This window comes from Chromobacterium haemolyticum (assembly GCF_002081825.1).
In the GTDB taxonomy this organism is placed as follows: domain Bacteria; phylum Pseudomonadota; class Gammaproteobacteria; order Burkholderiales; family Chromobacteriaceae; genus Chromobacterium; species Chromobacterium fluminis.
In genome coordinates this window covers 106,054-127,817 of the sequence record NZ_MUKU01000012.1, presented here as the reverse complement: position 1 = coordinate 127,817, position 21,764 = coordinate 106,054, and the positions used below count along the sequence as shown (strand labels likewise).

Here is a 21,764-nt window from a genome sequence, read left to right as displayed (position 1 = left end):
GCTGGCTTCCCATTGAGCCGGCGGCGCTCTCCGTGGGGCTCCGTCTCTGGAGCCTTGGAACCTGTTCAATGTCTGCCGCGCGTCGACGATACGGCGTTTAAAACAGTTTCAGGATGCTGGTGTACCATGTGTACACTCCGCATCTTCAGTCATTTTTGTCTTGTCTCGCGCTTGATCGCTAGGCTTGGAACAGGTTTTAAGACCATGCAATTGACCCGTTTTACCGATCTCGGCCTGCGCGTGCTGATGTATCTGACCTGGCAGGAAGAGGGGCAGTTGGCCACCATTCCAGAAATCGCCGCCCGTTTCGAGGTGTCGCGCAACCACTTGGTCAAGGTTGTCCACTTCATGGCGCAGCAGGGCTGGTTGCAGACCAGCCGCGGCAAGGGCGGCGGCTTGGCGCTGGCGCGGGCGCCGGAGCAGTATCGCGTGGGCGAGGTGGTGCGCGAGTTGGAAGGGTTGTCGCAGCTGATTGACTGCGCGGACCCGCCGTGCGCGCTGCGGCCGGGCTGTAGGCTCAAGGGCGCGTTGGACGAGGCGTTGGCGGCGTTTTTCCGGACGCTGGACCAATATACGCTGCGCGACATGATGGCCGCGCCTACGGGCGAGGCCATCGTCCGGCTGCACCGGCAGCCCTTGCGTCCCAATTAATGACATTGAAATTTTTATTGAAATTTATATGTATTATCATTTGTAATATTTTTTGGATCTTATTGTCGTGAACGCAGCGGGTACTTACACTGCCCGCCATGCGTTATCCCATCCTCCTCCCCGTTATTTTGTTGTTGGCCGCCTGCGATGCGGCCGAATTTTCCAAAATCAGTCAATCCGCGGAAGTCAAAACCCTGGCCAAGGCCGGAGCGGCCGTGGTGCGCCAGCTGGAACAGGCGACGCGGCCAGATGCCGACACGGGCGCGCCAGGCCGGGTTCAGGCCGCGCAGCTGGTCAGCGGCGTCAAACAAGTGGGGCACCGCGACTTTTCCAACGCCAAGAAAGTATTGCCGCGGGTGTTCTCCGGCATGGAGCAGGATTTCTATTGCGGCTGCGATTACCGCGGCAAGGCGGTGGATTGGGCTTCCTGCGGCTATGTGCCGCGAAAATCGGAAACCCGCGCCAGTCGCATTGAGTGGGAGCACGTGGTGCCGGCCTGGAATCTGGGTCATCAGCGTCAATGCTGGCAGCAAGGCGGCCGCAAGAACTGCGCGGCCAGCGATCCGGTATTCCGCATGGCGGAAGGCGATTTGAACAATCTGGTGCCGGCGGTGGGCGAGGTTAACGGCGACCGCGCCAACTTCGCCTACGGCGCGTGGAGCCGCAAACCGACGACTATGTACGGTCAATGCCAGTCGGTGACGGATTTCGGCAACAAACGCTTCCAGCCGCGTGAAGAAGCGCGAGGCGCGGCGGCGCGCATCACGCTTTACATGCATGCGCGCTATCAGCTGCGAATGAGCCGGCAGGATCAGCAACTGATGTGCGCCTGGGCGCGCCAGTACCCGGTAAACGCCTGGGAGCGCCGTCGCGACGCGCGCATCGTCCAACTGCAGGGCGAGGGCAATTTCCTGGTGGCGGAGCCGCAGCGCTTGGCCGAGCTGTGCGGAGCTTGAGCGCCGCGGCCGGTCGGCCTTATTTGACCGCGCCATCCATGCCGCGCATGAAATAGCGCTGGCAAAACAGAAATACCAGCAATACCGGCGCGATGGTCAGCACCGCGCCGGCGGCCACCATCCGCGTGGAGGTGGCGAAAGCGCCTTTCAGATACTGCATGCCCACTGACAGCGGGTAGAGATCCGGGTTCTTCAGCACCACGCTGGGCCAGACATAGCTGTTCCACGACCACACCAGGGTGAAGATGGCCAAGGTGGCCAGATAGGGCCGGCTCAGCGGCAGGCATATGCGCCAGAACAGCTGCCAGTCGCCGGCGCCGTCCATGCGCGCGGCGGCGATGATTTCCTCGGGGATCTCCTCAAAGGCGTGCTTCATCAGAAAGATTCCGAAAGCCCCGGCCAATGTCGGCAGCGCCACGCCGGCGCGGCTGTCGTCCAGCCCCAGCCAGGATAGGGTCACGTAATTGCTGAGCACATTGGTTTCGCTGGGCAGCAGCAGAGTGGCGATGATGGCGTAAAACACCCATTGCCGGCCGCGGAAGCGCAGCTGCGCCAGCGCGAAGCCGGCGCAGCTTGAAACCAGCAGCGTGCCAGCGGTGGAGAGGCCGGAAATCAGCGCGGAGTTCCATAAAAATCGTCCCATCGGAATCTGATTCCAGACTTCGCGAAAGTGGGTCAGCGACAAGGGCTCCGGCCAGCGCGGCGGGAAGTCGAACACTTGCTCGCCGTCGCCCAGCGCGATCATCAGCGTCCACCAAAACGGATAACAGGCGGCGCAGGCCAGCGCCAGCAGCAGCAGGTAGTCAGGCAGGCGCCGCAGCGCGCGCGCACGTGCTTGCCGGGCGGGGCGGGCGAGTAGGCTTGAGGCTGCGGTCATGGCGAGCGTCCTGAAAGCTAGCGGTGGGCGGGGCGCAACAGGCGGAAGTTGAGGCCGGCCAGCAATAAGCACACGCCGGTCAGCAGCAGGCCGGCGGCGGCGCCGCGGCCGAAGTCCAACTGATCGAAGCCTTGATGGAACATGTAATACAACACGGTGTAGGTGGAGTTCAGCGGGCCGCCGCGCGTCATCACCAACACTTCCTCGAAGGCTTTCAACGCGTCCAGCGTGGAAATCAGGCTGCAGAACAAGATGGTGGGCCTTAGCATAGGCAGAGTGATGCGCCAGAAACGCTGCCAGGCATTGGCGCCGTCCAGCAGCGCCGCTTCCTGCATCTCCGCCGGAATCGCCTGCAGGCCGGCGAGGTAGAGCACCATGTAGTAGCCGACGCCGCGCCAGAAGGTGACGAACATCACCGCGAACAAGGCGATGTCCTCGTCGCTGAGAAAGCCGATCTCCTGTTGCGCGGTCAATAGCCGCAACCAGCGCAGCGCGCTGTTGAGCACGCCGTAATCGGCGTACATCCAATTCCACATGATGCCGACCACGGCTACGGTGGTGATCACCGGCAGGTAGATGGCGGCGCGGAACAGCTTGACGCCGCGCAAGGGCCGGTTGGCCAGCAGCGCCAGCGCGATGGCGGCCAACTGGATCGCCGGCACCACCAGCAGATAGAGCAGGGAATTGCGCATTGCGCGCCAGAACACCTCGTCCTGCAGCAGGAATTCGAAGTTTTCCAGGCCGGCCCACTGCGGCGGGGACAGCAGATCGTAGCGAGTGAAAGCCAGATAGGCGCCGAACAGTAGCGGCCAGAAGGTGAACGCGGCCATCAGCGACAGGGCCGGAGCCAGGAACAGCCAAGCGTTGCGGGCGCTGGATTTCATCGCGGCGCGCTTACTTCAACTGCCGGTTCCAGAACGCGGCCGCCTCGTCTAGCGCCAGTTGGGCGTCCTTGCGGCCGGTGACCGCGGCTTCCACGCTGTCCACCAGTTTTTTCTTCAGGTCCGCCAGCCGCGGCACCCCGCTCAGGCTGAAGGTGCGGATGTCCGGCGCAGCCTTGGCGCCCTGAGCGCGGGCGATGTCGACCAAGCTGCCTCCGGTCTGGGTGAAATAAGGGTCGCGCAGCGCTGCGCGAGTGGAGGGGAAAGTGGCGCCGGTGACTTTGGAAAACGCCAGTTGCTGAGCGTCGCTGGTTAGGAAGCGGGCGAACTGGATCGCTTCGGCTTGCGTGGACGCAGGCAGTCCCTTGGATACCGCCCAGCCGAACTGGTAGCCGCCCTGTGTCATGCCGGTGGGCCCCAGCGGCGCAGGCTGTACCTGGCTGACCGCGAAAATGGCGCGGGCGTCGGTCTGGGTGCGTCTAACCGCGGTGGGAGCGGTTTCCATCATCGCCAGCCGGCCGCTGTTGTAGAGCTTGACGCTGGCCTGGTAGTTGTCGTCGGCAAATAGGTTTTCCTTGGCCAGCGCGCCGGCCTTGTAGGCGTCGGCGTACTGGCGTAGCAAGGCCACATGCGCCGGGCCGTTGAAGACCGCCTTGCCGTTTTGCAGCAGCGGCAAGCCGCGGCCCAGCATGATGCCGTCGATCTGGCCCAATTGCGGCAGCAGGCCGGGCACGCCTGTCTTGACGCGGATGGCCTTAGCCGCGGCCAGTTGCTGTTCCAGATTGTCCAGCTTGCGCGCCGGATCCAGGCCGGCCTTGCGGAACAGTTCGCCGTTGAGCACCAGCACATTGACGTTGTTGTACCAGGGATAGGCGTAGAGCTTGCCGGCTACGCTGAGGTCTGCCAGCGCATTGGGCAGATAAGCGGCCTTGTCCGCGGCCAGCGTGCTGTCCAGCGGCAAGAGCGCGCCTTTCTGCGCGTATTTATACAAGCGGGGCACGTCGTGATTGATCAGCGCCGGCGGCTTGCCGGCGGCGATGGCGGCGTTGAGCTTGGTCTCGAAGCCCTCGTTGAATACATCCACCCAGCGCAGTTCGACATTGGGGTTGCGCGTCTCGTATTGCTTTTTCGCCGCGGCGAAGTAGGCGTCGAACTGCGGCTTGAGGGAGTCGGTCCAGTATTCGACCACGATTTTGTCGGCGCGGGCCGGGCCGGCCAGGGCCAGCAAGCCGGCGAGCAGCAGCGAGGGGAGGCGCATGGGGTGTCCTTTGAGATGAGAAGGGGATCAGGCGGCCAGCAAGAGCAGCGCGCCGGCGCAGGCGTCGCCCTTCGGCGGGCTGAGGCGGGCGGCGAATTCCGGCGGCAGCCAATCGCGCAGCGCCTGGCCCAGGCCGCCGCACAGCGCTACCGGCAAGCTTTCGTCCGGGTCCAACGCCTTGGCGATGGACCAGGCGTCGCGGCCGGCCTGGCGCAGCAGTTCTGCGGCCAGAGAGTCGCGGCGGCCGTTGGCCACCACCAGCGGCGCCAGCCGCGCGAACAGCGTCGGGGTGGCGCGGCCGTTCCAGGCCATCATCGCCTGCCAGTCGCCCCCCACATGTTCCAGCACCGCGCGGGTTAGCGGCGTCGGTTCCAGGCGGCCGTCCAGCGCCATCTGCGCGTACTGGGCGGCGCGCTGGCCCAGCCAGGCGCCGCTGGCCTCGTCGCCGCTGGGGTAGCCCCAGCCGCCGACTTCGCGGTGGCCGCCGTCAGGGTACAGCGCTTCGCCTATGCTGCCGGTGCCCAGCGCCACGATCACGCCGGGGCGGCCGCCGTGGGCGCCCAACAAAGTGGTGTAGCCGTCGGTGGCCAAGCGCAAGCGGGCATAGCCGGGATCGGCGGCGCGGAAAGCCTCGGCCCAGCCGGCGTTGTGCACGCCGGACAGGCCGAGGCCGACCGCGCATTGCGCCGGCGGAGCCAGCGCCAGGCCGGCTTGCTCGAAGGCGCGGGCGATGACTTCGTTCACGGCGGCCCAGGCTTGCGGCACGCCGCGCGACAAGGCGGAGGGGCCGCCCTCGGCATGGGCCAGCGGGCGGGCGCGCGCGTCGCTCAAACAGACGCGGGTGCCGCTGCCGCCGCCATCGACACCCAAGCGATATTCAAAAGCTTCAGTCACGGTGCTGTCCTTGGTCAAATGCGGGCGTCCGGCGCAAATCACTGCAACATTATGGATTTGCGTCGACTCTATTGCGATGCCATTGGAATTTTCAGGAATTCAATCATTGCATTGGCATTTCGTCAAGTTGATTTATTTAATTGTGGCGACAATGTGGTCCGTCAGTCGCCGCCGGCGCAACAGACCTTGCCGGCGCGCTTGTCCGCCCTGTGCCGGCTCGCCATACTGCCGGCATGAAATCCATTCCCGCAGGCCGGGACTCGCGCACGGTGGCGGGGACCAATCTGGAACATGCCCGCGCGCACAACCGCCGCGCGGTGATTGAAACCATACGTCTGAACGGGCAACTAACCCGCGCCGAGATCGCTCGCCTGACCGCGTTGACGCCGCAAACGGTGTCCAATATCGCGGCGGAATTGCTGGACGGCGGCATGTTGTTGGCGGGAGAGCCGATGCGCGAAGGCGCGCGCGGCCAGCCAGCGATACCGCTGAGCATCAATCCCGACGGCGCTTACTCGCTGGGCATTCAGCTGGACACCCAGTCGCTGATCGCGGTGGCTGTGGACTTGGCCGGTCAGTGCCGCGCGCGCGTGGAGGCGCCGGTGCAGCGACCAGATCCGCAACTGGCCCTGCCCTTGATCGAAGAGGTGGTGGGGCGGCTGCGGGCCGACTCCGGAATAGAATGGGGTAGGGTGCTGGGCTTGGGACTGGTGATGCCGGGTCCGTTCGGCGTTGAGGGCATGAGTTCGGTGGGCCCCACCACTTTGCCGGGCTGGGAAGAGGTGGACGCGGCGGCGCAACTGGAGCGTAGGCTGGATCTGCCGGTCTTGCTTGAAAAGGACGCCACCGCCGCCGCCGTCGGGGAGCGGCTGTACGGCCGCGCCGCCGCGCTGCGCAACTTCGTTTACCTGTTCATCGGCGCCGGGCTGGGCGCGGGTTTGTTTCTGGATGGGAGGCTGTACACGGGGGTTCGCCACAACGCCGGTGAAATCGGCCATATGATTGTGATGCCGGACGGAAGACCTTGCGACTGCGGCAACCACGGCTGTCTGGAGCGTTATGTATCGCTGCGCGCGTTGTACGAAACGCTGGGCCTGGCCGACGACGCCGAACTGGCGGCGCGCAGCCTGGAGCGGCCGACGCCGGAGATCTGCTACGGCATGGAACGCTGGCTGGCTACCGCCGCGCCGCCGTTGCGCCAGGCGATCAATATCCTGGAGAGCCTGTTGGACATTGAGGCGGTGGTGATAGGGGGTTTCCTGCCGCCGGCCTTGCTGGAGCAGTTGGAGCAAAGGCTGCATCCGCTGCCGGGGTCTATCCGGCAGAGCTTCGGCCCGCGCGTGTTGCTGGGGAGCGCCGGCCGCGACACGGTGGCGCTGGGCGCGGCGGCCCTGCCCATCTTCGATGAATTCAATCCGCAATACGAAGTGCTGCTCAAGGCTTGATGCGGCATTTTTATGTCAATGGCTTGACCTGGCCGTCGCGGCGCGTAAATATTGCCCGTCATTAAGGCAAAACGATTTACTTAATTAGCCGGGAGACGCGCCATGAAGATTCTGCTGAATCATGTTGGTTTTGAACCCCAAGCGCCCAAGCAGGCCTTGTTGCAAGCACCTGCCGGGGCAGTGCCCGCAACGCTGGCCCTGTTGGATGGAGAGGGGCGGATCGCGGTCGACATTCCCTTGAGGCCGCAGGGCATGGCGGAGGGCTGGCCGGAATGGCACTACTGGCTGGCTGATTTCAGCGATTGGACGCAGCCGGGACGGTACCGGCTGTGGTTACGGGACAGCGCGCCGCCGGTGATCAGTCATGAGTTCGAGGTGGGGCCTGATTGTCTGGGCGGCCAGATGCTGTCCGATCTGTTGCATTATTTCAAGTCGCAACGTTGCACCGGCCTTTACGACCAGGCCGATCGAGCGGCGCCGGAGTGGGGCGGAGAGGCGCGACGGGATGCGCGCGGAGGTTGGTTCGACGCTTCCGGCGACTGTTCCAAATACCTGTCCCATCTGTCCTACGCCAACTTCATGAATCCTCAGCAGACGCCGCTGCTGGCCTGGAGCCTGATGGCGGGCCGCGAGGCTTTGCCGCCGCAGCCGCGCTGGTTCGACGAGCGCATGGTGGACGAGGCTTTGCACGGAGCGGATTTTCTGTTGCGCATGCAGCACTCGTCTGGCTTTTTCTATATGACTTTGTTCGACGGCTGGAGCAAGGCGCCGGAGCAGCGCGAGCTGTGCGCCTTCACCACTCAGCGTGGAGTCAGATCGGGCGCTTTTCAGGCGGGTTTCCGCCAGGGGGGCGGCCTGGCGATCGCCGCGCTGGCGCGCGCCGCGGAACTGCCGCGCGACGGCGAGTTCTGTCGTGGAGACTATCTGGCCGCGGCGCGGCGAGGTTTCGCCCATCTGCAGCAATACAACGCGCGTTATCTGGAGGACGGCTGTGAAAACCTGATCGACGACTACTGCGCGCTCTTGGCCGCCTGCGAGCTGTACGCGGCCAGCGGCGAGCCGGTGTTCGCCGATGCCGCCGACCGCCGCGCGCGGCGCATGTTGGCGCAGCAGGACGAGGCCGGTCGTTTCTGGATGGATGCAGAGCGGCGACAGAGCTATTTTCACGCGGTCGAAGCCGGCTTGCCTTATCTGGCCTTGCTGCGTTTCGCCGCGGTGTTGCCGGCCTCGCCGCTGGCGAGCGATGCGCGGCGGGCGGTCCGGCGCGGATTGGAGGCGGAGATGACGCTGACGGCAGCGGCGGGAAACCCTTTCGCCTATCCGCGGCAATGGGTGGCTGTGGATGGGGCGGCCGGCTCTGCGCGTTTTTTCATGCCGCAGCACAATGGTAGCGGCTACTGGTGGCAGGGGGAGAACGCACGTTTGGCGTCTCTGGCCGCCGCGGGCTGCGCTTTGGCGGAGGGCGAGGCCGACGGGGCGCTGCTGAAGTACGCGCAGGGAGCGCTGGACTGGATTCTGGGGCGCAATCCCTTCGACGTTTGCATGCTGCAGGGCTGGGGCCGTAATAATCCGCGCTATGAGCCGGGCTATTACAACGCCTGCGGAGGAGTGTGCAATGGGATCACCGCCGCGCCGGGCGCGGATGAGGGCATTGCCTTTCTGAGCCCGGAACAGACCGATATCGGCCAATCCTGGCGTTGGACAGAACAATGGTTGCCGCACGGAGCCTGGCTGTTTCTGGCCTTGGCTTTGCGCAGACGGGCGAACGAAAGCTGAAATGCGAAACGCCATCGGCAAGCCGATGGCGTTTCGCTGCAGCGCCCCCGGCAACGGGGGCGGCTTGCGCTTACTGCTGTTGGGTGCTGCGCGGGCCGCGGTTGCCCTGGTAGCCGCCTTCGCGGCGTTGGCCTTGGTAGCCGCCTTCGCGACGATTGCCGTAGCCGCCGCGACCGCCGCCGCTGCCCGGACGGCGATCACCGTAGCCGCCTTTGCCGCTGGTGTTGCGACGCGGGCCTTTCGGCGGGCGACGGGTGGGTTCCATGCCTTCGATCACGCCTTCGGTGATCTGACGCTTCAGGTATTGCTCGATGCGGCGAACCTTGTGGAACTCCTTGGACTCCGCCAGGGTGATGGCGGTGCCGTCGCGACCGGCGCGGCCGGTGCGGCCGATGCGGTGCACGTAGTCTTCAGCCTGTTTCGGCAGGTCGAAGTTCACCACGTGGGTGATGGTGGGCACGTCGATGCCGCGGGCTGCTACGTCGGTGGCCACCAGGATCTTGATGCGGCCGCGACGCAGATCGTTCAGCGTGCGGTTGCGCCAGCTTTGCGGCATGTCGCCGTGCAGGCAGGCGGCCGAATAGCCCTGGTCGGACAACTTGTCGGCCAGTTCTTCGGAGTAGGCTTTGGTGGCGGAGAAAATCACGCATTGGTCGAAGCCGGACTCTTTCAGAATGTGATCCAGCAGACGATGCTTGTGGTTCAGATCGTCGGCGTACAGCAGGTGTTCTTCGATGGTGCCACCCGAGGTTTCGCTGCGGGCGATTTCGATGCGCTGCGGATCGCGGGTCATCTTTTCAGCCATGCGGCCGACAGTGCCGTCCAGCGTGGCGGAGAACAGTACGGTCTGACGGGTGTCCGGAGTGGCTTTGACGATGGTCTCGATGTCTTCGATGAAACCCATGTCCAGCATGCGGTCGGCTTCGTCCAGCACCAGCATTTCCAGGCGCGAGAAGTCGATGCGGCCGGAGCGCATGTGGTCCATCAGACGACCCGGGGTGGCCACGATCAGGTCGATCGGGCGAGACAGCGCGCGGGTTTGGTAGCCGAAGGAGGCGCCGCCCACCAAGCAGGCGGTCTTCATCCAGCGCAGGTCCTTGCCGTATTCCAGCGCGTTCTTTTCCACTTGCTGAGCCAGTTCGCGGGTCGGGCACAATACCAGTACGCGCGGGCCTTGGCCCTTGCCGGTGGAGCGCTCGGACAGCTTGGTCAGCGCCGGCAGCAGGAAGGCTGCGGTCTTGCCGCTACCGGTTTGGGCGGATACCAGCAGGTCGCGGCCGGCAATGGCGGCGGGCACGGCTTGAGCCTGTACTTCGGTAGGGGAAGAGTAGCCGGCGGCTTCCAGAGCGCGCAGGATGGTCGGGGCGATGCCCAGATCGGAAAAATGCATGATGTCCTTTCAAGCCGGTTACTGCCGGCGTCACTTATAGCCAGGTTGGTGGCGGTCGGTTATACGGCGCCTTTAAGCCGTAAATCATCGGCACTAACCTGACAAGCGGCGAACAGCGGTCCAGTCTGATGCGACATTATAAGCGTGGACGAAGCCTGGAAATGGTCAGAGACGATGAAGCAATCTCACCCGGGCTGAGGCGTGGTTTGGAATGCCCGGTGGAAACACAAGAGGCCGGACTATACGGTAAATCGGACGGATTTACAACTGTTTTTTAAAAACATGCCGGCTAAGTATTTGATTGTTTGCCGCTTGCCGCGACGATTCTCCAAAAAAACTGCCGCTTGCCCGCGATGGCGGGCGAGGATGGGGCTCCGGTTGCATGGCGTTGGCTTGTGGAGATTTGCGAGGTTCTAACTACACTTCAACGATGACGGGCCATGCGTGAAACCTTCGTTGAGGGCTGGCAATGAGTGGAAAGAACAGATTCGCAAGCGCGGACCGGGCGCATTCCTGGTTGATGTCCTGCTCCTCTGGCGCGGCCTATGTCGTTTGCGTTGGTTTGGCCCTGGCGTTGATGGTGGGCTTGGCGCTGGCGTTGACGGCGTGGAGGATGCAGTCGGCGGCCGGGGAAAAGGCCGAGCTGGTCGTCGGACAGTTGACCTGGCAATTGTCGCCGGCGTTCGCCGCGTTGACGCGTTTGGACGCGCTGCCGCCGCCGGAGCCGGATTGCCGTGCTCAAACGCAGGCTTTGGCGGAATTGGTTCAGCGCACCTCGCTGGCGCGCTTCGCCCTGGCGCGCGGCGCCGGCGGCGCGTTGTGCGCCTCCCGGCGCGGTGTCTTCGAGGAGGCGGGAGGGTTTGAAAACGGGGCGAGCTTGTTGTCGGCCGGCAATGGCCAGTTGTTGCCGGGCCTGCGGCTGGGGCATGCCGCAGGGGTGATCGAGTTGGACGCGGGACCGTTGGTGGCTCAATTGGCGCTGGCCGAGCGGGAAGGGTTGAAAGTGAGCTTGCTGGCGGGCGCGCGCGCGCTGGCGGCCAACGGCGAGGTGAGGGATCAAGGAGCGGACACGGTTGGAGAGGTGGCTTGGGTGCCGTCTGCACCGGCGCGCATAGGCGTGCTGGCGGCGCCGCAGTGGGCGGCGGTGCCGTTGTTGGCTCTGAAAACCCAATGGTTGGCCTTGTTGGCGGCCGCGGCGTTGGGCAGCGGCATCGCCTGGGGCGCGCGCCGCGGTTCCGGCGGGCGCAAGGCGACGGGTTGGGAGATATCCGAGGGTATTCGGCAAAAAGAGTTTTTCGCCCATTACCAGCCCATCGTCACCGCGGCCAGCGGCGAATGCGTCGGGGTGGAGGTGCTGGCGCGATGGCGACACCCGGTGCAGGGCAATGTGCGCTCCGAACTCTTTATACAGACCGCGATTGAGGCCGGCATGATTGTGCCGTTGACGCGCTATATGCTGCGGCGGGTGGCCGAGGAGTTGAAACAGATCGTGTTGCCTCCCGGCTTTATGGTCGGGGTCAATATCTCTACCGATCACCTGGCTTTGCCCGAATTGCTGGAGGATTGCCGGCCACTGGTCAATCTACTGCGTGAAAAGCAGGCGCAGCTGGTGCTGGAGGTGTCGGAGAGAGCTCCGCTGCAGGAGGCTTCCGGCGCACAAAAGGTGATCAACGGCTTGCGGCAGATGGGGGTGAGGCTGGCCTTGGATGACTTCGGCGCCGGCTATGCCGACAAAGCTTATCTGAGCCGCTGGGGCTTCGACTATCTGAAGGTTGAGAAGGGTTACGTGTCGGCCTTGGGTCAAGACAGCCTGAAAGGGAATATCCTGGACGGCCTGCTTTTATCCTCCAGCGAGATGGGAGTGCAGGTCATCGTGAAAGGGGTGGAGACCCAGGGCCAGCAAAGCTATCTGAATGTGAAAGGCTTCGAGTATTTGCAGGGCTTTTATTTTGGCAAGCCGATGACTTTGAATCATTTCAGGCAGTGGCTGTATTCAGGTATTGCGGAAAGCCGGGTCCGCCCAGCCGGCAAGAGGGGGAGCGACGGGTGAGGCCGGATCGCGGCTTGGGTACGCGGGGGCGCTTTGTTACAATGCGCCCTTTTTGTTTCAGGAAAGGGGTAGGGAATGATGTATGCCGTGCAGCGTTATGCGGCCTCCCGTCCTTGGGCCAAGCGCGTCAGCCAGTTGTATGTCCAGGCCTTGCTGCCGTCCGCGGCGCGCAAGGAAATGAAGGAAGTGATCAAGCGCGAACTGGAGCGCGCCGCCCAGGTATTTGCAGTGGAGCAGCAGACCATCGTCGCCGAACTGGCTTTGGCGGAGTCCTGGGGCTGCTTTGCCCGTCATGGCCGCGTGATTTCCCATCTGGATGATGGTTTGGTCCACGCTTTGGCCCATACTCGGCTGCCCTCGCAGTTGCCGGATACGCTGAACTTGCCGGCCGACGCCTTCTTTCTGCATGTGCCGGGCGGCGGCGGAGCTTTTGTCTCGCATCAGCCGGAGCGCAAGGCCTTGCTGCTGACCTTGGTGGGGGAGGGGTTTTCGCGTGACGCCGCGCAATGGCTGCATGAGTCCGACGGAGTGGAGGCCTTGCTGGTCACTTATCCGGGCGAACTGGCGCCGCAGATAACCGCGGTGGCGGAGCGTTGGCAAGCCTTGTTGGCCGCGGTGCTCAACGGTCTTGCAATGATGACTCAGCCCAAGCTGGAGCGGGAGCTGGCCTGGCAGCCGGGCGCGCCGCGCCCATGGGTGGAGCAGGCCGGCGCGCCGACTTGCGTCAAGACCCGGCAGCGCGGCCGAAGTCAATTGCTGAAGGCAGGCTTTAGCGAGGTGAACTTCTGCCGCATTCCCGAGCTGGACGCCGCGCAGGCTTACGCGACTCAGGGTTACTGGCGGCGGCAGGCGTTTGGCGAGGCCAAGGCGAATTCGCGGCTGGTGTGGGTGGCGCCTAAGTAATAAAGAACGGCTGCTTCAAAGCCTGTTCAAAGTCCCGCGAGCAAGGATGAGACAGGGCGAAATCGCGCGAAAAAGCGGAATGTACTAATGGTACATGAGCATTTTGAGCTTGTACTCGCTGTGCAACGCTTCACGAAGCGCAGCAGATTTTGAACAGGTTCTCAGTATTCCTGCAGCAGTTCGCGTATGGTGTCTCTCAGCTTGTTGGTGGAGAAGGGCTTGTCGCAGCAGGCCGAGACGCCGGCCGCTTCCACTTCGGCCAGCCGGTCGTGATCGGTCTCGCTGGTGATCATCAGAATGGGGGTGCGCCCCATGGTGCTGCTTTGACGGATGTGGCGAGCCAGCTCGCAGCCGTCCATGCCGGGCATGTGGTAGTCGACGATGATCAACTGAAAGCTTTCGCTCTCCAGCAGCGGCAGCGCGTCGGCGCCGCTGGCGGCTTCGGTGAAGTGTTCGAAGCCCAGGCGCTCCAGCACGGCGCGCACATGGCGGCGCGAGGTCTGGCTGTCGTCGACGATCAGCACCTGGACGTTGGCCAAGTCCGTGTCCACCTCCATGGCCAGGCTTTCGGTATTGATGAAGTCCAGCGCGTTGGCCAGCACCTCGTCCAGTTGGCCGCTGGTGAAGGGCTTGGGCAGGATGCCAAGGCTGCCGGCCTGGCGAATGGGCTCCAGTCGTTCCGGATTGGTTTCGCTGGAAACCAGAATGAAAGGCATGCCGCTGAGGTCGGCGCTTTCGCGCATCTGTTGCAGCAACTGCTGGCCCGTCATGTCGGGCAGGTAATAGGCGCTGATCACCAAGTCGGGGCGCGACTCGCGCGCACGGCTGAGCAGCGATTCGCCGTTGGGATGGGTCTCCACTTTGGAGATGCCCATCTCGCCCAGCGCCTTGCTGATGATCTGCGCCTGCACATGCGACGGCTCCGCCAGCGAGATGATTAAATGTTGTACTTCCAGCATGCCTCTTCCCCCGCCTGTTTTCTCTATTTTCTCAAAGCCGTCCGCAATCGCCTGCCAATGCGTAAGTGTCGGCGATCTCGGACGCGTCTTCAATGGTTCTTATGTTGGTTTGGCACGAATTGCGCGGTGCGGCAAGCAAAATCTGTCGCTTGGGCCGGAGGCGGCAAATCTTGCCGCTCATTGTTGCCGTTTGGGCTGTTGCGGAGAAGGGTTTGTCCGATTGCCTAGAAAAATCAACGGGCTGTTGGGGTTTTATGACTTGGCACGCTTCCTGCTTAACGTCGCCTCAAGGAGGCTGACATGCTAGACAAAATCGCCAAACATTTCGACTTTCAGCAGCGAGCGCTGAATTTGCGGGCCTATCGCACCGAGGTGCTGGCCAGCAATATCGCCAATGACGAAACCCCCAGCTACAAAGCGGTGGATTTTGATTTCGGCAAGGCCTTGCAGGCGCAAACCGATGCGCAGGGTCGTTTGGCGATGAATTTGACCGATGCCCGGCACCTTGCGGGCGCCGGCGGCGCGAGCGGCGGCGCCGCGCTGCAATACCGCGCGGCGGTGCAGCCCAGTGTGGACGGCAACACCGTGGACATGGATGTGGAGCGCGCGGCTTTCGCCGACAACGCGGTCCGCTTCCAGTCGACGCTGACTTTTCTGAACAAGCGGATCAGCGGCCTGAGTTCGGCGATCCAGGGCCAGGGAGGCAATGGCTGATGTCTTTGTCCAATGTGTTTTCCATTTCCGGTTCGGCCATGTCGGCGCAGTCTATGCGTCTCAGCCTGGTGGCGAGCAATATCGCCAACGCGGAAAGCTCGACCAGCTCCACCGGCGAGCCCTACAAAGGGCGTCACGCGGTGTTCACCGCGATTCCGGTGACGGCGTCGCAGCCGCAGGTGGCGGGCGTGCGCGTGACCGCGGTGGTAGAAGATCAGACCCCGCCGCGGCTCAAGTACGACCCGGGCAATCCGCTGGCCGACCAGCGCGGCTACGTGACGATGCCGAATGTGAATCCGGTGGAGGAGATGGCCGACATGATCGCCGCCTCCCGCGCCTACCAGAATAATGTCGAAATCATGAATACGGCCAAGACGCTGCAGCAGAAAGTGCTGCAGCTGGGCCAGTGAGGCGAGAGGAGTAACGGCGATGGCTAGCGCAAATCCTTATGACGTACTGAATAGTCAGACTCAGACCAACCCGAACAGCAGCGTCAACGGCAGCAAGAGCAATTCCGGCGTGGTCGGCTCCAGCGCCAGCGACATTCAGAACACCTTTCTGAAACTGTTCGTGGCCCAGATGCGTTCTCAAGACCCGATGAACCCGATGGACAACAGTCAGATGACGGCCCAGATGGCGCAGATCAGCCAAGTGGGCGGTATTCAGCAGCTAAATCAGTCCATGCAGGCGCTGATCGGCGCGCAGGCGGCGTCCCAGTCGCTGATGGCGTCCAGCATGATAGGCAAAAAAGTACTGGTGGCCGGCAGCAGCCTGCCCAAGCCGCCGGATGGCGGCACCACCCCGGCCGGCGTGTTGCTGAACGGCCCGGCGCAGACTGTGAAAGTCAGCGTCAAGGACGCCAACGGCAATGTGGTCCGCACCATGACCATCGACAAGCCGGTGGCCGGCGTCAACACCTTCAGCTGGGACGGCAAGAACGACAAGGGCGAAGTGGTGCCGGCGGGCAAATACAGCTTCAGCGCCGACGTGACCCAGGCCAGCGCCAATGGCAGCACTACGGCCGTGGCCTACAACACGCAGACAGTGACCGCGGTGGCCTGGGATCAGGGCATTCCCGAACTGGTGCTACCGGACGGCAGCCGCGCCCAATTGGGCGACGTGGCGCAGATGACCGCCTGATCCCGCTGGCCTCATTCGACTTCAAGGACTGACATCATGGGCTTTCAACAAGGTTTGAGCGGCTTGAACGCCGCCTCCACCCAACTGGACACCATCGGCAACAACGTGGCCAACGCCAACACCGTGGGCTTCAAGAGTTCGCGCACTGAGTTTGCCGACATGTACGGCAATACCCTGTACGGCATCGCCACCACCACGCCGGGCATTGGCGTCAAGGTGGCCGCGGTGACGCAGAACATGAGCAACGGCAACGTGACCACTACGGGCCGCAGCTTGGACCTGGCGATCAACAACGGCGGCTTCTTCACCGTGGCCCAGCCGGACGGCACCTTGTCCTACACCCGTAACGGCCAGTTCCAGATCAATAATCAGGGCTATGTGGTCAATAACGGCAACTTCTTGCAGGGATGGCAGGCGGACGCCGCCGGCAATATCACCCAGGGACCGGTCAGCAAAATACAGCTGAACTCCAACCTGGTGTCACCGCAGGCCACCACCAAGGCCACCCTTGGCATCAACCTGGATTCCCGCAGCACGGTGCCGACCGTTACGCCGCTGGACCCGACCAATTCGGCCTCCTACAACTGGTCGAACACCAATACGGTTTACGATTCGCTGGGCAACCCGCACCAGGTGACCATGTACTATGTCGCCGGCGCGCCCACCGCCGCCGGCCGGACCTGGACCGCGACCGCCTATGTGGACGGCAACCCGGCCAATAACACACCGCCCAACAGCAACAATTTTTCGCTGACCTTCAATACCTCTGGCGTGCTGACCACGCCCGGACCGTTCAATATCAATTTCACCCCCAGCCCGCTCAACGGCTCGGCGGTGCCACAGACCGTGGCCTTCAGCTTTACCGGCTCCACCCAGGTGGGGCAGAACTTCGGCGTGACCACTCCGCCGACCATCGACGGCTCCGCGCCCGGTAACCTGAAGGGCATCAATATTTCGTCCTCCGGCATCATCCAGGCGACGTTCACCAACGGCCAGACCAAGACCATAGGCCAGGTTGCTCTCGCCAACTTCATCAATCCGCAAGGCTTGCAGTCCAAGGGCAATAATCTGTGGGCGCAGACCTACGATTCCGGCATCGCCTCCTACAATGCGCCCGGCACCGGCAATACCGGCACTATTCAGGCCGGCGCGGTGGAGGATTCCAACGTCGATCTGACCGCGGAACTGGTCAATATGATCACCGCGCAGCGCTATTACCAGGCCAATGCGCAGACCATCAAGACCCAGGACACCCTGGTGCAGACCTTGCTGAACATCTGATGAACTGAGCGCGCGCGATGGATAGAATGCTTTACCTGGCGATGAACGGCGCCAAGCACGTGATGTGGCAGCAAGCCACCACCGCCAACAATCTGGCCAATGTGCACACCAACGGCTTCAAGGCCGACGTGGTGGCGTTTCGCGCCTTGCCAGTGGTGGGCGAGGGCGCGCCGACGCGGACCTATGTGGTGGACAACACCGTGGGCCACGACCTGAGCCAGGGCAGCCTGATGCATACCGGCAACGTCAGCGATTTCGCCATCGGCTCCAAGGGCTTCTTCGCGGTGCAGGCACCGGACGGCGCCGAAGCTTATACTCGCGATGGCGGCTATGTGCTCGACGCCACCGGCATGATGCGCACCCGTTCTGGCCTGCCCATCATGGGCGACGGCGGTCCCATCGTTGTGCCCACAGGTTCCCGCATTCAATTGGGGGAAGACGGTTCGGTAGTGGCGATTCCGCTATCCGGCGTAGTGCGCACGCCGCAGTTGGTCGGACAGATCAAGATGGTCAATCCGGGCCCCAAGGATGTGTACAAGGGCGAGGACGGCCTGTTCCGCGTCAACGGTGGCGGCAACGCGGCCGCCGACGCCAACGTCAAGCTGGTGCCGGAAATGTTGGAGGCCAGCAATGTCAATTCGGTGGAAAGCCTGGTGCAGATGATCTCCCACGCCCGCCAGTACGACCTCAACGTCCGTCTGATGCAGACCGCGCAGCAAGGCGATCAGCAGGCGGCTCAGCTGTTGTCCACCAACGGTTAAACCATAAGATTAAGATTTCGCCGCGGCGGCCCGGTAGAGGCTGTGCGGTTCTGGAGACGAGGTAAACAAGCCATGATGCGCGCACTGTACATCGCCAAGACCGGCATGGATTCCAGCCAGTTTCAACTGGACGTGGTGTCCAATAACCTGGCTAACGTCAACACCGTGGGTTTCAAGCGCAGCCGCGGCATTTTCGAGGACTTGTATTACCAGACCTTGCGTCAGCCCGGCGCGCAGTTGGCCAACGGCAACACCACGCCCACCGGTCTGCAGGTGGGAACCGGTTCGGCGGCGGTGGCCACCGCCCGCATCCACTCCCAGGGGAATATGACTCAGACCGGGCAGCCGCTGGACATGGCGATCGCCGGCGAGGGCTTCTTCCGCATCCAGCTGCCGGACGGCACCACCGCGTATACCCGCAACGGCGAGTTCAAGCGCAACTCCAATGGCGACGTGGTGAACCCTGACGGCTATCCGCTGAATCCCAATATCAACATCCCCGGTACCGCCAACCAGATTACGGTGTCCACCGCCGGGGTGGTGCAGTACTTTTTACCCAATAACCCGGCGGCGCAAACCGCGGGCACCATCCAGCTCACCACCTTCATCAACCCGCAGGGCCTGGAAAGCGTGGGCAACAACCTGTATTTGCAGTCCGCATCCTCCGGCGATCCGCAGGACGGGGACCCGCAGACCGATACCCGCGGCGCGGTGCGTTCCGGTTTCGTGGAAGCGTCCAACGTCAACGTCACCGAGGAACTGGTCAATATGATCACCGCGCAGCGCGCGTTTGAAATGAACTCGCGGGCGATCACCACTGCGGATCAGATGCTGCAGAAACTGAGCCAGCTGTAAGCCGGAGCGGGCCGCCGGCAGAAGGCGGTCGATCGAGATTTGAATTGACGAGGTGTTTGATGAAGGCGATGGCGATGGCGGCGATGCTGGCCGCACTATTAAGCGCTTGCGTGACCCAGGAGCCGCCGCTGGTGCAGCAGCCGACCAGCGCGCGGCCGCAGCCGCAGCCGGTCAGCATGCCCACCAATGGCTCGATTTTCCAGGTGGCCAGTTACCGGCCTTTGTTTCAGGACCGGATGCCGGCCTATGTCGGCGACACCTTGACGGTGAACATCCAGGAAAACTCGTCGACGTCGGCGTCGGAGCAGACAACCAATACCCGCACCTCGGGCCTGAACAGCAGCATCAACGCCGGCATCAAGATTCCCTTCCTACCCAGCGGCGCCGCCGGTGGTTTGGCCGGGGCCAATTTTGGCGGCTCGGGTTCGGCCAACAATACCGGCAAGGGCGACAACAAGGTGGCCACCTCCTTTGTCAGCTCCATCACTGTCACGGTGTTGGAGGTGTTGCCCAACGGTAATTTGTCGATCAGTGGCGAAAAAGTCGTGCGTGTGAACAGCGATACCGAGTCGATCCGGCTGTCCGGCGTGGTCAATCCGCGCGATATCAGCGCGGATCGCAGCGTGTCTTCGCTCAAGGTGGCGGATGCCCGCATCGAGCAGCAGACCAAGGGCACGCACCGGCTGTACAATGAGCCGGGCTGGCTGGCCAAGTTTTTCATGAGCATATTGCCGATTTAACGGATTACCGGCCCGCCGCGGTCGCTTAGCGGGCGCGATGGGCTGAAAGCGGGCGGAAAATGAAGCGATTGATGTTAGGGATGTTGTTGGCGCTGGCGCTGTTCCCGGCCATGGCGGCGCAGCGTTTGAAGGATCTGACCAATGTCGGTGGGGTGCGTCCCAACCAACTGATAGGCTACGGCCTGGTGGTGGGCCTGGATGGTAGCGGTGACAAAGTCACCTCTTCGCCGTTCACCGGTCAGGCGATGTCCAATATGTTGAACCAGTTGGGCGTACAAGTGCCTCCCGGCACCAAGCTCGATCCCAAGAACATCGCCGCAGTCACGCTGACTGCGACTTTGCCGCCGTTTGCGCGGCAGGGGCAGGCGATAGACGTGACGGCTTCGTCGATCGGCGATGCCAAAAGCCTGCGCGGCGGCACCTTGCTGCTGTCGCCGCTAAAAGGCGCGGATGGTCAGATCTACGCGATGGCGCAGGGCAATGTGGTCGTCGGCGGCGCCGGCGCCTCGGCGGGCGGCAGCTCCGCCCAGATCAATCAGCTTAGCGTGGGCCGCATTCCCGCGGGCGCCACGGTGGAGCGCGAAGTGCCTACCGCGCTGGGGTCCGGCGAATTCGTCAATCTGGAACTGCGCGAGTCCGATTTCACCACCGCCAACCGCGTGGTGCAGGCGATCAACAAATCGTTCGGCCAGGGCACCGCGCGCGCGGTAGACGGCAGGCTGATCGAAGTGCGCGCGCCGTTCGATCCGGACCAGCGCGTGCAGTTTCTGTCCAAGATGGAAAATATTGCCGTCGACCCGGCAGATGTTTCCCCCACCGTCATCATCAACGCCCGCACCGGCTCCATCGTGATGAATCAGGCGGTGACCCTGGCGCCGTGCGCGGTATCGCACGGCAACCTGACCGTAACCGTCAGCAACACGCCGCAAGTGAGTCAGCCCAATCCGTTGTCGGGCGGCAAGACTACGGTGACCAACCAGGCGGACATCAGCATCAACACCCCGGGCAGCAAGCTGATTAGCCTGCCCAATGGAGCCAATCTGTCGCGAGTGGTGGCGGCGCTGAACGCGCTGGGCGCGAATGCTCAGGACCTGATTTCCATTTTGCAGGCGATGAAGTCCGCCGGCGCGCTGAAAGCAGACTTGCAGATCATCTGAGCCTTGCGAGGCCAGAAAAAAAGACGGCCAAGCAGCCGTCTTTTTTTCTGGCCCGAATCTTGCTTTTAGATGAATTCCAGGAGCGAGAAATGACGATTCAGTCCATCAATACCGGTGCCATGAGCGCCAACGATTTGCTAAACCGGCAGTTGGCTGTGGATCCGAGCCAGCTGAATGAGCTGCGGGCACAGGCGATCAAAGACCCAAAGGGCGCGGCGCGGCAAGTGGCGTCGCAGTTCGAGGCCTTATTGATGAACACCTTGCTCAAGAATATGCGCGAGACCAAGTTCGACCCGGAAGGCGAATCCAACGATTTGAACACCTACCAGGGCCTGTACGATCAGCAACTGACTCAGGCCTTGAGTTCCAACGGCGGTTTGGGTTTGGGCGATATGCTGTATCGCCAGATCGCCAAACAGTCGAATTTCGATCCGGACGACAAGAGCGCGCACACGGTTTACGCCGCTCCGGGCCCGCAACTGGCCGCGCGTCCGACCGGTGGCTCCAAGGCCTTGCTGGCCTACCAGGAGGCGCAGCAGACCGCCGGCGCGGCGCTGACCTTGGCTACCCCGGCGGCTCAGGCCAAGACCGAAGCGGCCGGCAAGGGCGGTAGCCGTGACTTCGCCGCCGAGATGTTGCCGCATGCCCGCACGGCCGCGGCCCAACTGGGCGTGGCGCCTGAAGCGGTGGTCGCGCATGCGGCGCTGGAAAGCGGCTGGGGCAAGCGGGCGATCCGCCACCCGGACGGCAGCAACAGCCATAATCTGTTCGGCATCAAGGCCAGCGGGGATTGGCAAGGGCGCACGGTTAGCGTGATGACCACCGAATACGAGGGTGGGATCGCACAGAAGCGGGTGGAAAAATTCCGCGCCTACGGTTCTTACGCCGAGGCTTTCAGCGATTATGCCCGTCTGTTGAAGGATTCGCCGCGCTACAAGAGCGCGTTGAACCAAGGGCAGAACATGTATGGTTTCGCGCATGCGCTGCAATCCGGCGGCTACGCCACCGATCCGCGCTACGCGCGCAAGCTGGTGGACGTGGCGGCGACATTGGCGCAGCAAACCACGCGCAGTTGA

21 protein-coding genes are annotated in these 21,764 nt (G+C 63.2%); 15 read left to right on the top strand and 6 right to left on the bottom strand.

Annotation, left to right across the window (positions count from 1 at the left end):
• The first annotated feature begins 204 nt into the window (after nucleotides 1–204).
• Nucleotides 205–651: an Rrf2 family transcriptional regulator gene (locus B0T39_RS11625; protein WP_081546747.1), complete on the top strand. Its 447-nt coding sequence runs from the start codon at nucleotides 205–207 to the stop codon at nucleotides 649–651.
• A 98-nt stretch (nucleotides 652–749) separates the two neighbouring features.
• On the top strand, nucleotides 750–1,607 hold the full coding sequence (locus B0T39_RS11620) for an endonuclease (RefSeq protein WP_081546745.1): 858 nt from the start codon (nucleotides 750–752) through the stop codon (nucleotides 1,605–1,607).
• A 19-nt stretch (nucleotides 1,608–1,626) separates the two neighbouring features.
• On the opposite strand, the gene B0T39_RS11615 is transcribed toward B0T39_RS11620, so the two are convergent.
• Genes B0T39_RS11615 through B0T39_RS11600 form a run of 4 tightly spaced genes read right to left on the bottom strand, consistent with a single transcriptional unit; the run spans nucleotide 1,627 to nucleotide 5,517 of the window.
• Nucleotides 1,627–2,484 carry a carbohydrate ABC transporter permease gene (locus B0T39_RS11615; RefSeq protein WP_081546743.1) on the bottom strand — a complete coding sequence of 286 codons (858 nt, stop codon included), beginning with the start codon at nucleotides 2,482–2,484 and terminating at the stop codon, nucleotides 1,627–1,629.
• Between the two features lie 17 nt (nucleotides 2,485–2,501).
• Nucleotides 2,502–3,368, bottom strand: coding sequence for a carbohydrate ABC transporter permease (locus B0T39_RS11610; protein WP_081546741.1), 867 nt, complete (start codon nucleotides 3,366–3,368; stop codon nucleotides 2,502–2,504).
• 10 nt (nucleotides 3,369–3,378) lie between these two features.
• Nucleotides 3,379–4,623: an ABC transporter substrate-binding protein gene (locus B0T39_RS11605; protein WP_081546739.1), complete on the bottom strand. Its 1,245-nt coding sequence runs from the start codon at nucleotides 4,621–4,623 to the stop codon at nucleotides 3,379–3,381.
• 27 nt (nucleotides 4,624–4,650) lie between these two features.
• Nucleotides 4,651–5,517 carry a BadF/BadG/BcrA/BcrD ATPase family protein gene (locus tag B0T39_RS11600; protein ID WP_141111196.1) on the bottom strand — a complete coding sequence of 289 codons (867 nt, stop codon included), beginning with the start codon at nucleotides 5,515–5,517 and terminating at the stop codon, nucleotides 4,651–4,653.
• 233 nt (nucleotides 5,518–5,750) lie between these two features.
• Here B0T39_RS11600 and B0T39_RS11595 point away from each other — a divergent pair, with 233 nt between their 5' ends.
• Both B0T39_RS11595 and B0T39_RS11590 read left to right on the top strand, forming a co-directional pair.
• Nucleotides 5,751–6,962, top strand: coding sequence for an ROK family transcriptional regulator (locus tag B0T39_RS11595; RefSeq protein WP_081546735.1), 1,212 nt, complete (start codon nucleotides 5,751–5,753; stop codon nucleotides 6,960–6,962).
• Nucleotides 6,963–7,064: 102 nt separating this feature from the next.
• On the top strand, nucleotides 7,065–8,738 hold the full coding sequence (locus tag B0T39_RS11590; RefSeq protein ID WP_081546733.1) for a glycoside hydrolase family 9 protein: 1,674 nt from the start codon (nucleotides 7,065–7,067) through the stop codon (nucleotides 8,736–8,738).
• 70 nt (nucleotides 8,739–8,808) lie between these two features.
• Here B0T39_RS11590 and B0T39_RS11585 read toward each other — a convergent pair whose 3' ends face one another.
• Nucleotides 8,809–10,128, bottom strand: coding sequence for a DEAD/DEAH box helicase (locus B0T39_RS11585; protein ID WP_081546731.1), 1,320 nt, complete (start codon nucleotides 10,126–10,128; stop codon nucleotides 8,809–8,811).
• A gap of 520 nt (nucleotides 10,129–10,648) precedes the next feature.
• Between B0T39_RS11585 and B0T39_RS11580 the strand changes: the two genes are divergently transcribed.
• Nucleotides 10,649–12,178, top strand: coding sequence for an EAL domain-containing protein (locus B0T39_RS11580; RefSeq protein WP_254894541.1), 1,530 nt, complete (start codon nucleotides 10,649–10,651; stop codon nucleotides 12,176–12,178).
• Nucleotides 12,179–12,253: 75 nt separating this feature from the next.
• Nucleotides 12,254–13,081, top strand: a complete 828-nt coding sequence (locus tag B0T39_RS11575) for a hypothetical protein (protein ID WP_081546729.1) — start codon at nucleotides 12,254–12,256, stop codon at nucleotides 13,079–13,081.
• Between the two features lie 161 nt (nucleotides 13,082–13,242).
• Here the strand turns inward: B0T39_RS11575 and B0T39_RS11570 are convergent, their stop codons facing one another.
• On the bottom strand, nucleotides 13,243–14,040 hold the full coding sequence (locus B0T39_RS11570; RefSeq protein ID WP_081546727.1) for a response regulator: 798 nt from the start codon (nucleotides 14,038–14,040) through the stop codon (nucleotides 13,243–13,245).
• A 300-nt stretch (nucleotides 14,041–14,340) separates the two neighbouring features.
• On the opposite strand from B0T39_RS11570, the gene flgB reads away from it, so the two are divergent.
• The 9 genes from flgB (at nucleotide 14,341) to flgJ (ending at nucleotide 21,764) form a co-directional block, all read left to right on the top strand.
• Nucleotides 14,341–14,754 (top strand): flagellar basal body rod protein FlgB, encoded by a 414-nt coding sequence (gene flgB / locus B0T39_RS11565; protein WP_081546725.1) that lies wholly within the window; start codon nucleotides 14,341–14,343, stop codon nucleotides 14,752–14,754.
• The gene (gene flgC / locus B0T39_RS11560; RefSeq protein WP_081546723.1) at nucleotides 14,754–15,164 is read left to right on the top strand and encodes a flagellar basal body rod protein FlgC; all 411 of its coding nucleotides are present in this window, start codon (nucleotides 14,754–14,756) and stop codon (nucleotides 15,162–15,164) included. Before flgB ends, flgC begins: the two co-directional genes overlap by 1 nt.
• Nucleotides 15,165–15,183: 19 nt before the next feature.
• The gene (locus tag B0T39_RS11555) at nucleotides 15,184–15,894 is read left to right on the top strand and encodes a flagellar hook assembly protein FlgD (protein WP_081546721.1); all 711 of its coding nucleotides are present in this window, start codon (nucleotides 15,184–15,186) and stop codon (nucleotides 15,892–15,894) included.
• Between the two features lie 36 nt (nucleotides 15,895–15,930).
• On the top strand, nucleotides 15,931–17,175 hold the full coding sequence (flgE, locus tag B0T39_RS11550) for a flagellar hook protein FlgE (RefSeq protein WP_081546719.1): 1,245 nt from the start codon (nucleotides 15,931–15,933) through the stop codon (nucleotides 17,173–17,175).
• Nucleotides 17,176–17,192: 17 nt separating this feature from the next.
• Nucleotides 17,193–17,936: a flagellar basal body rod protein FlgF gene (locus tag B0T39_RS11545; RefSeq protein ID WP_081546717.1), complete on the top strand. Its 744-nt coding sequence runs from the start codon at nucleotides 17,193–17,195 to the stop codon at nucleotides 17,934–17,936.
• A 72-nt stretch (nucleotides 17,937–18,008) separates the two neighbouring features.
• Nucleotides 18,009–18,791, top strand: a complete 783-nt coding sequence (gene flgG / locus B0T39_RS11540) for a flagellar basal-body rod protein FlgG (protein WP_043593001.1) — start codon at nucleotides 18,009–18,011, stop codon at nucleotides 18,789–18,791.
• A gap of 44 nt (nucleotides 18,792–18,835) precedes the next feature.
• Nucleotides 18,836–19,531, top strand: coding sequence for a flagellar basal body L-ring protein FlgH (locus B0T39_RS11535; RefSeq protein ID WP_254894540.1), 696 nt, complete (start codon nucleotides 18,836–18,838; stop codon nucleotides 19,529–19,531).
• Nucleotides 19,532–19,611: 80 nt separating this feature from the next.
• On the top strand, nucleotides 19,612–20,688 hold the full coding sequence (locus B0T39_RS11530) for a flagellar basal body P-ring protein FlgI (protein WP_439823240.1): 1,077 nt from the start codon (nucleotides 19,612–19,614) through the stop codon (nucleotides 20,686–20,688).
• An 89-nt stretch (nucleotides 20,689–20,777) separates the two neighbouring features.
• On the top strand, nucleotides 20,778–21,764 hold the full coding sequence (gene flgJ / locus B0T39_RS11525; RefSeq protein ID WP_254894539.1) for a flagellar assembly peptidoglycan hydrolase FlgJ: 987 nt from the start codon (nucleotides 20,778–20,780) through the stop codon (nucleotides 21,762–21,764).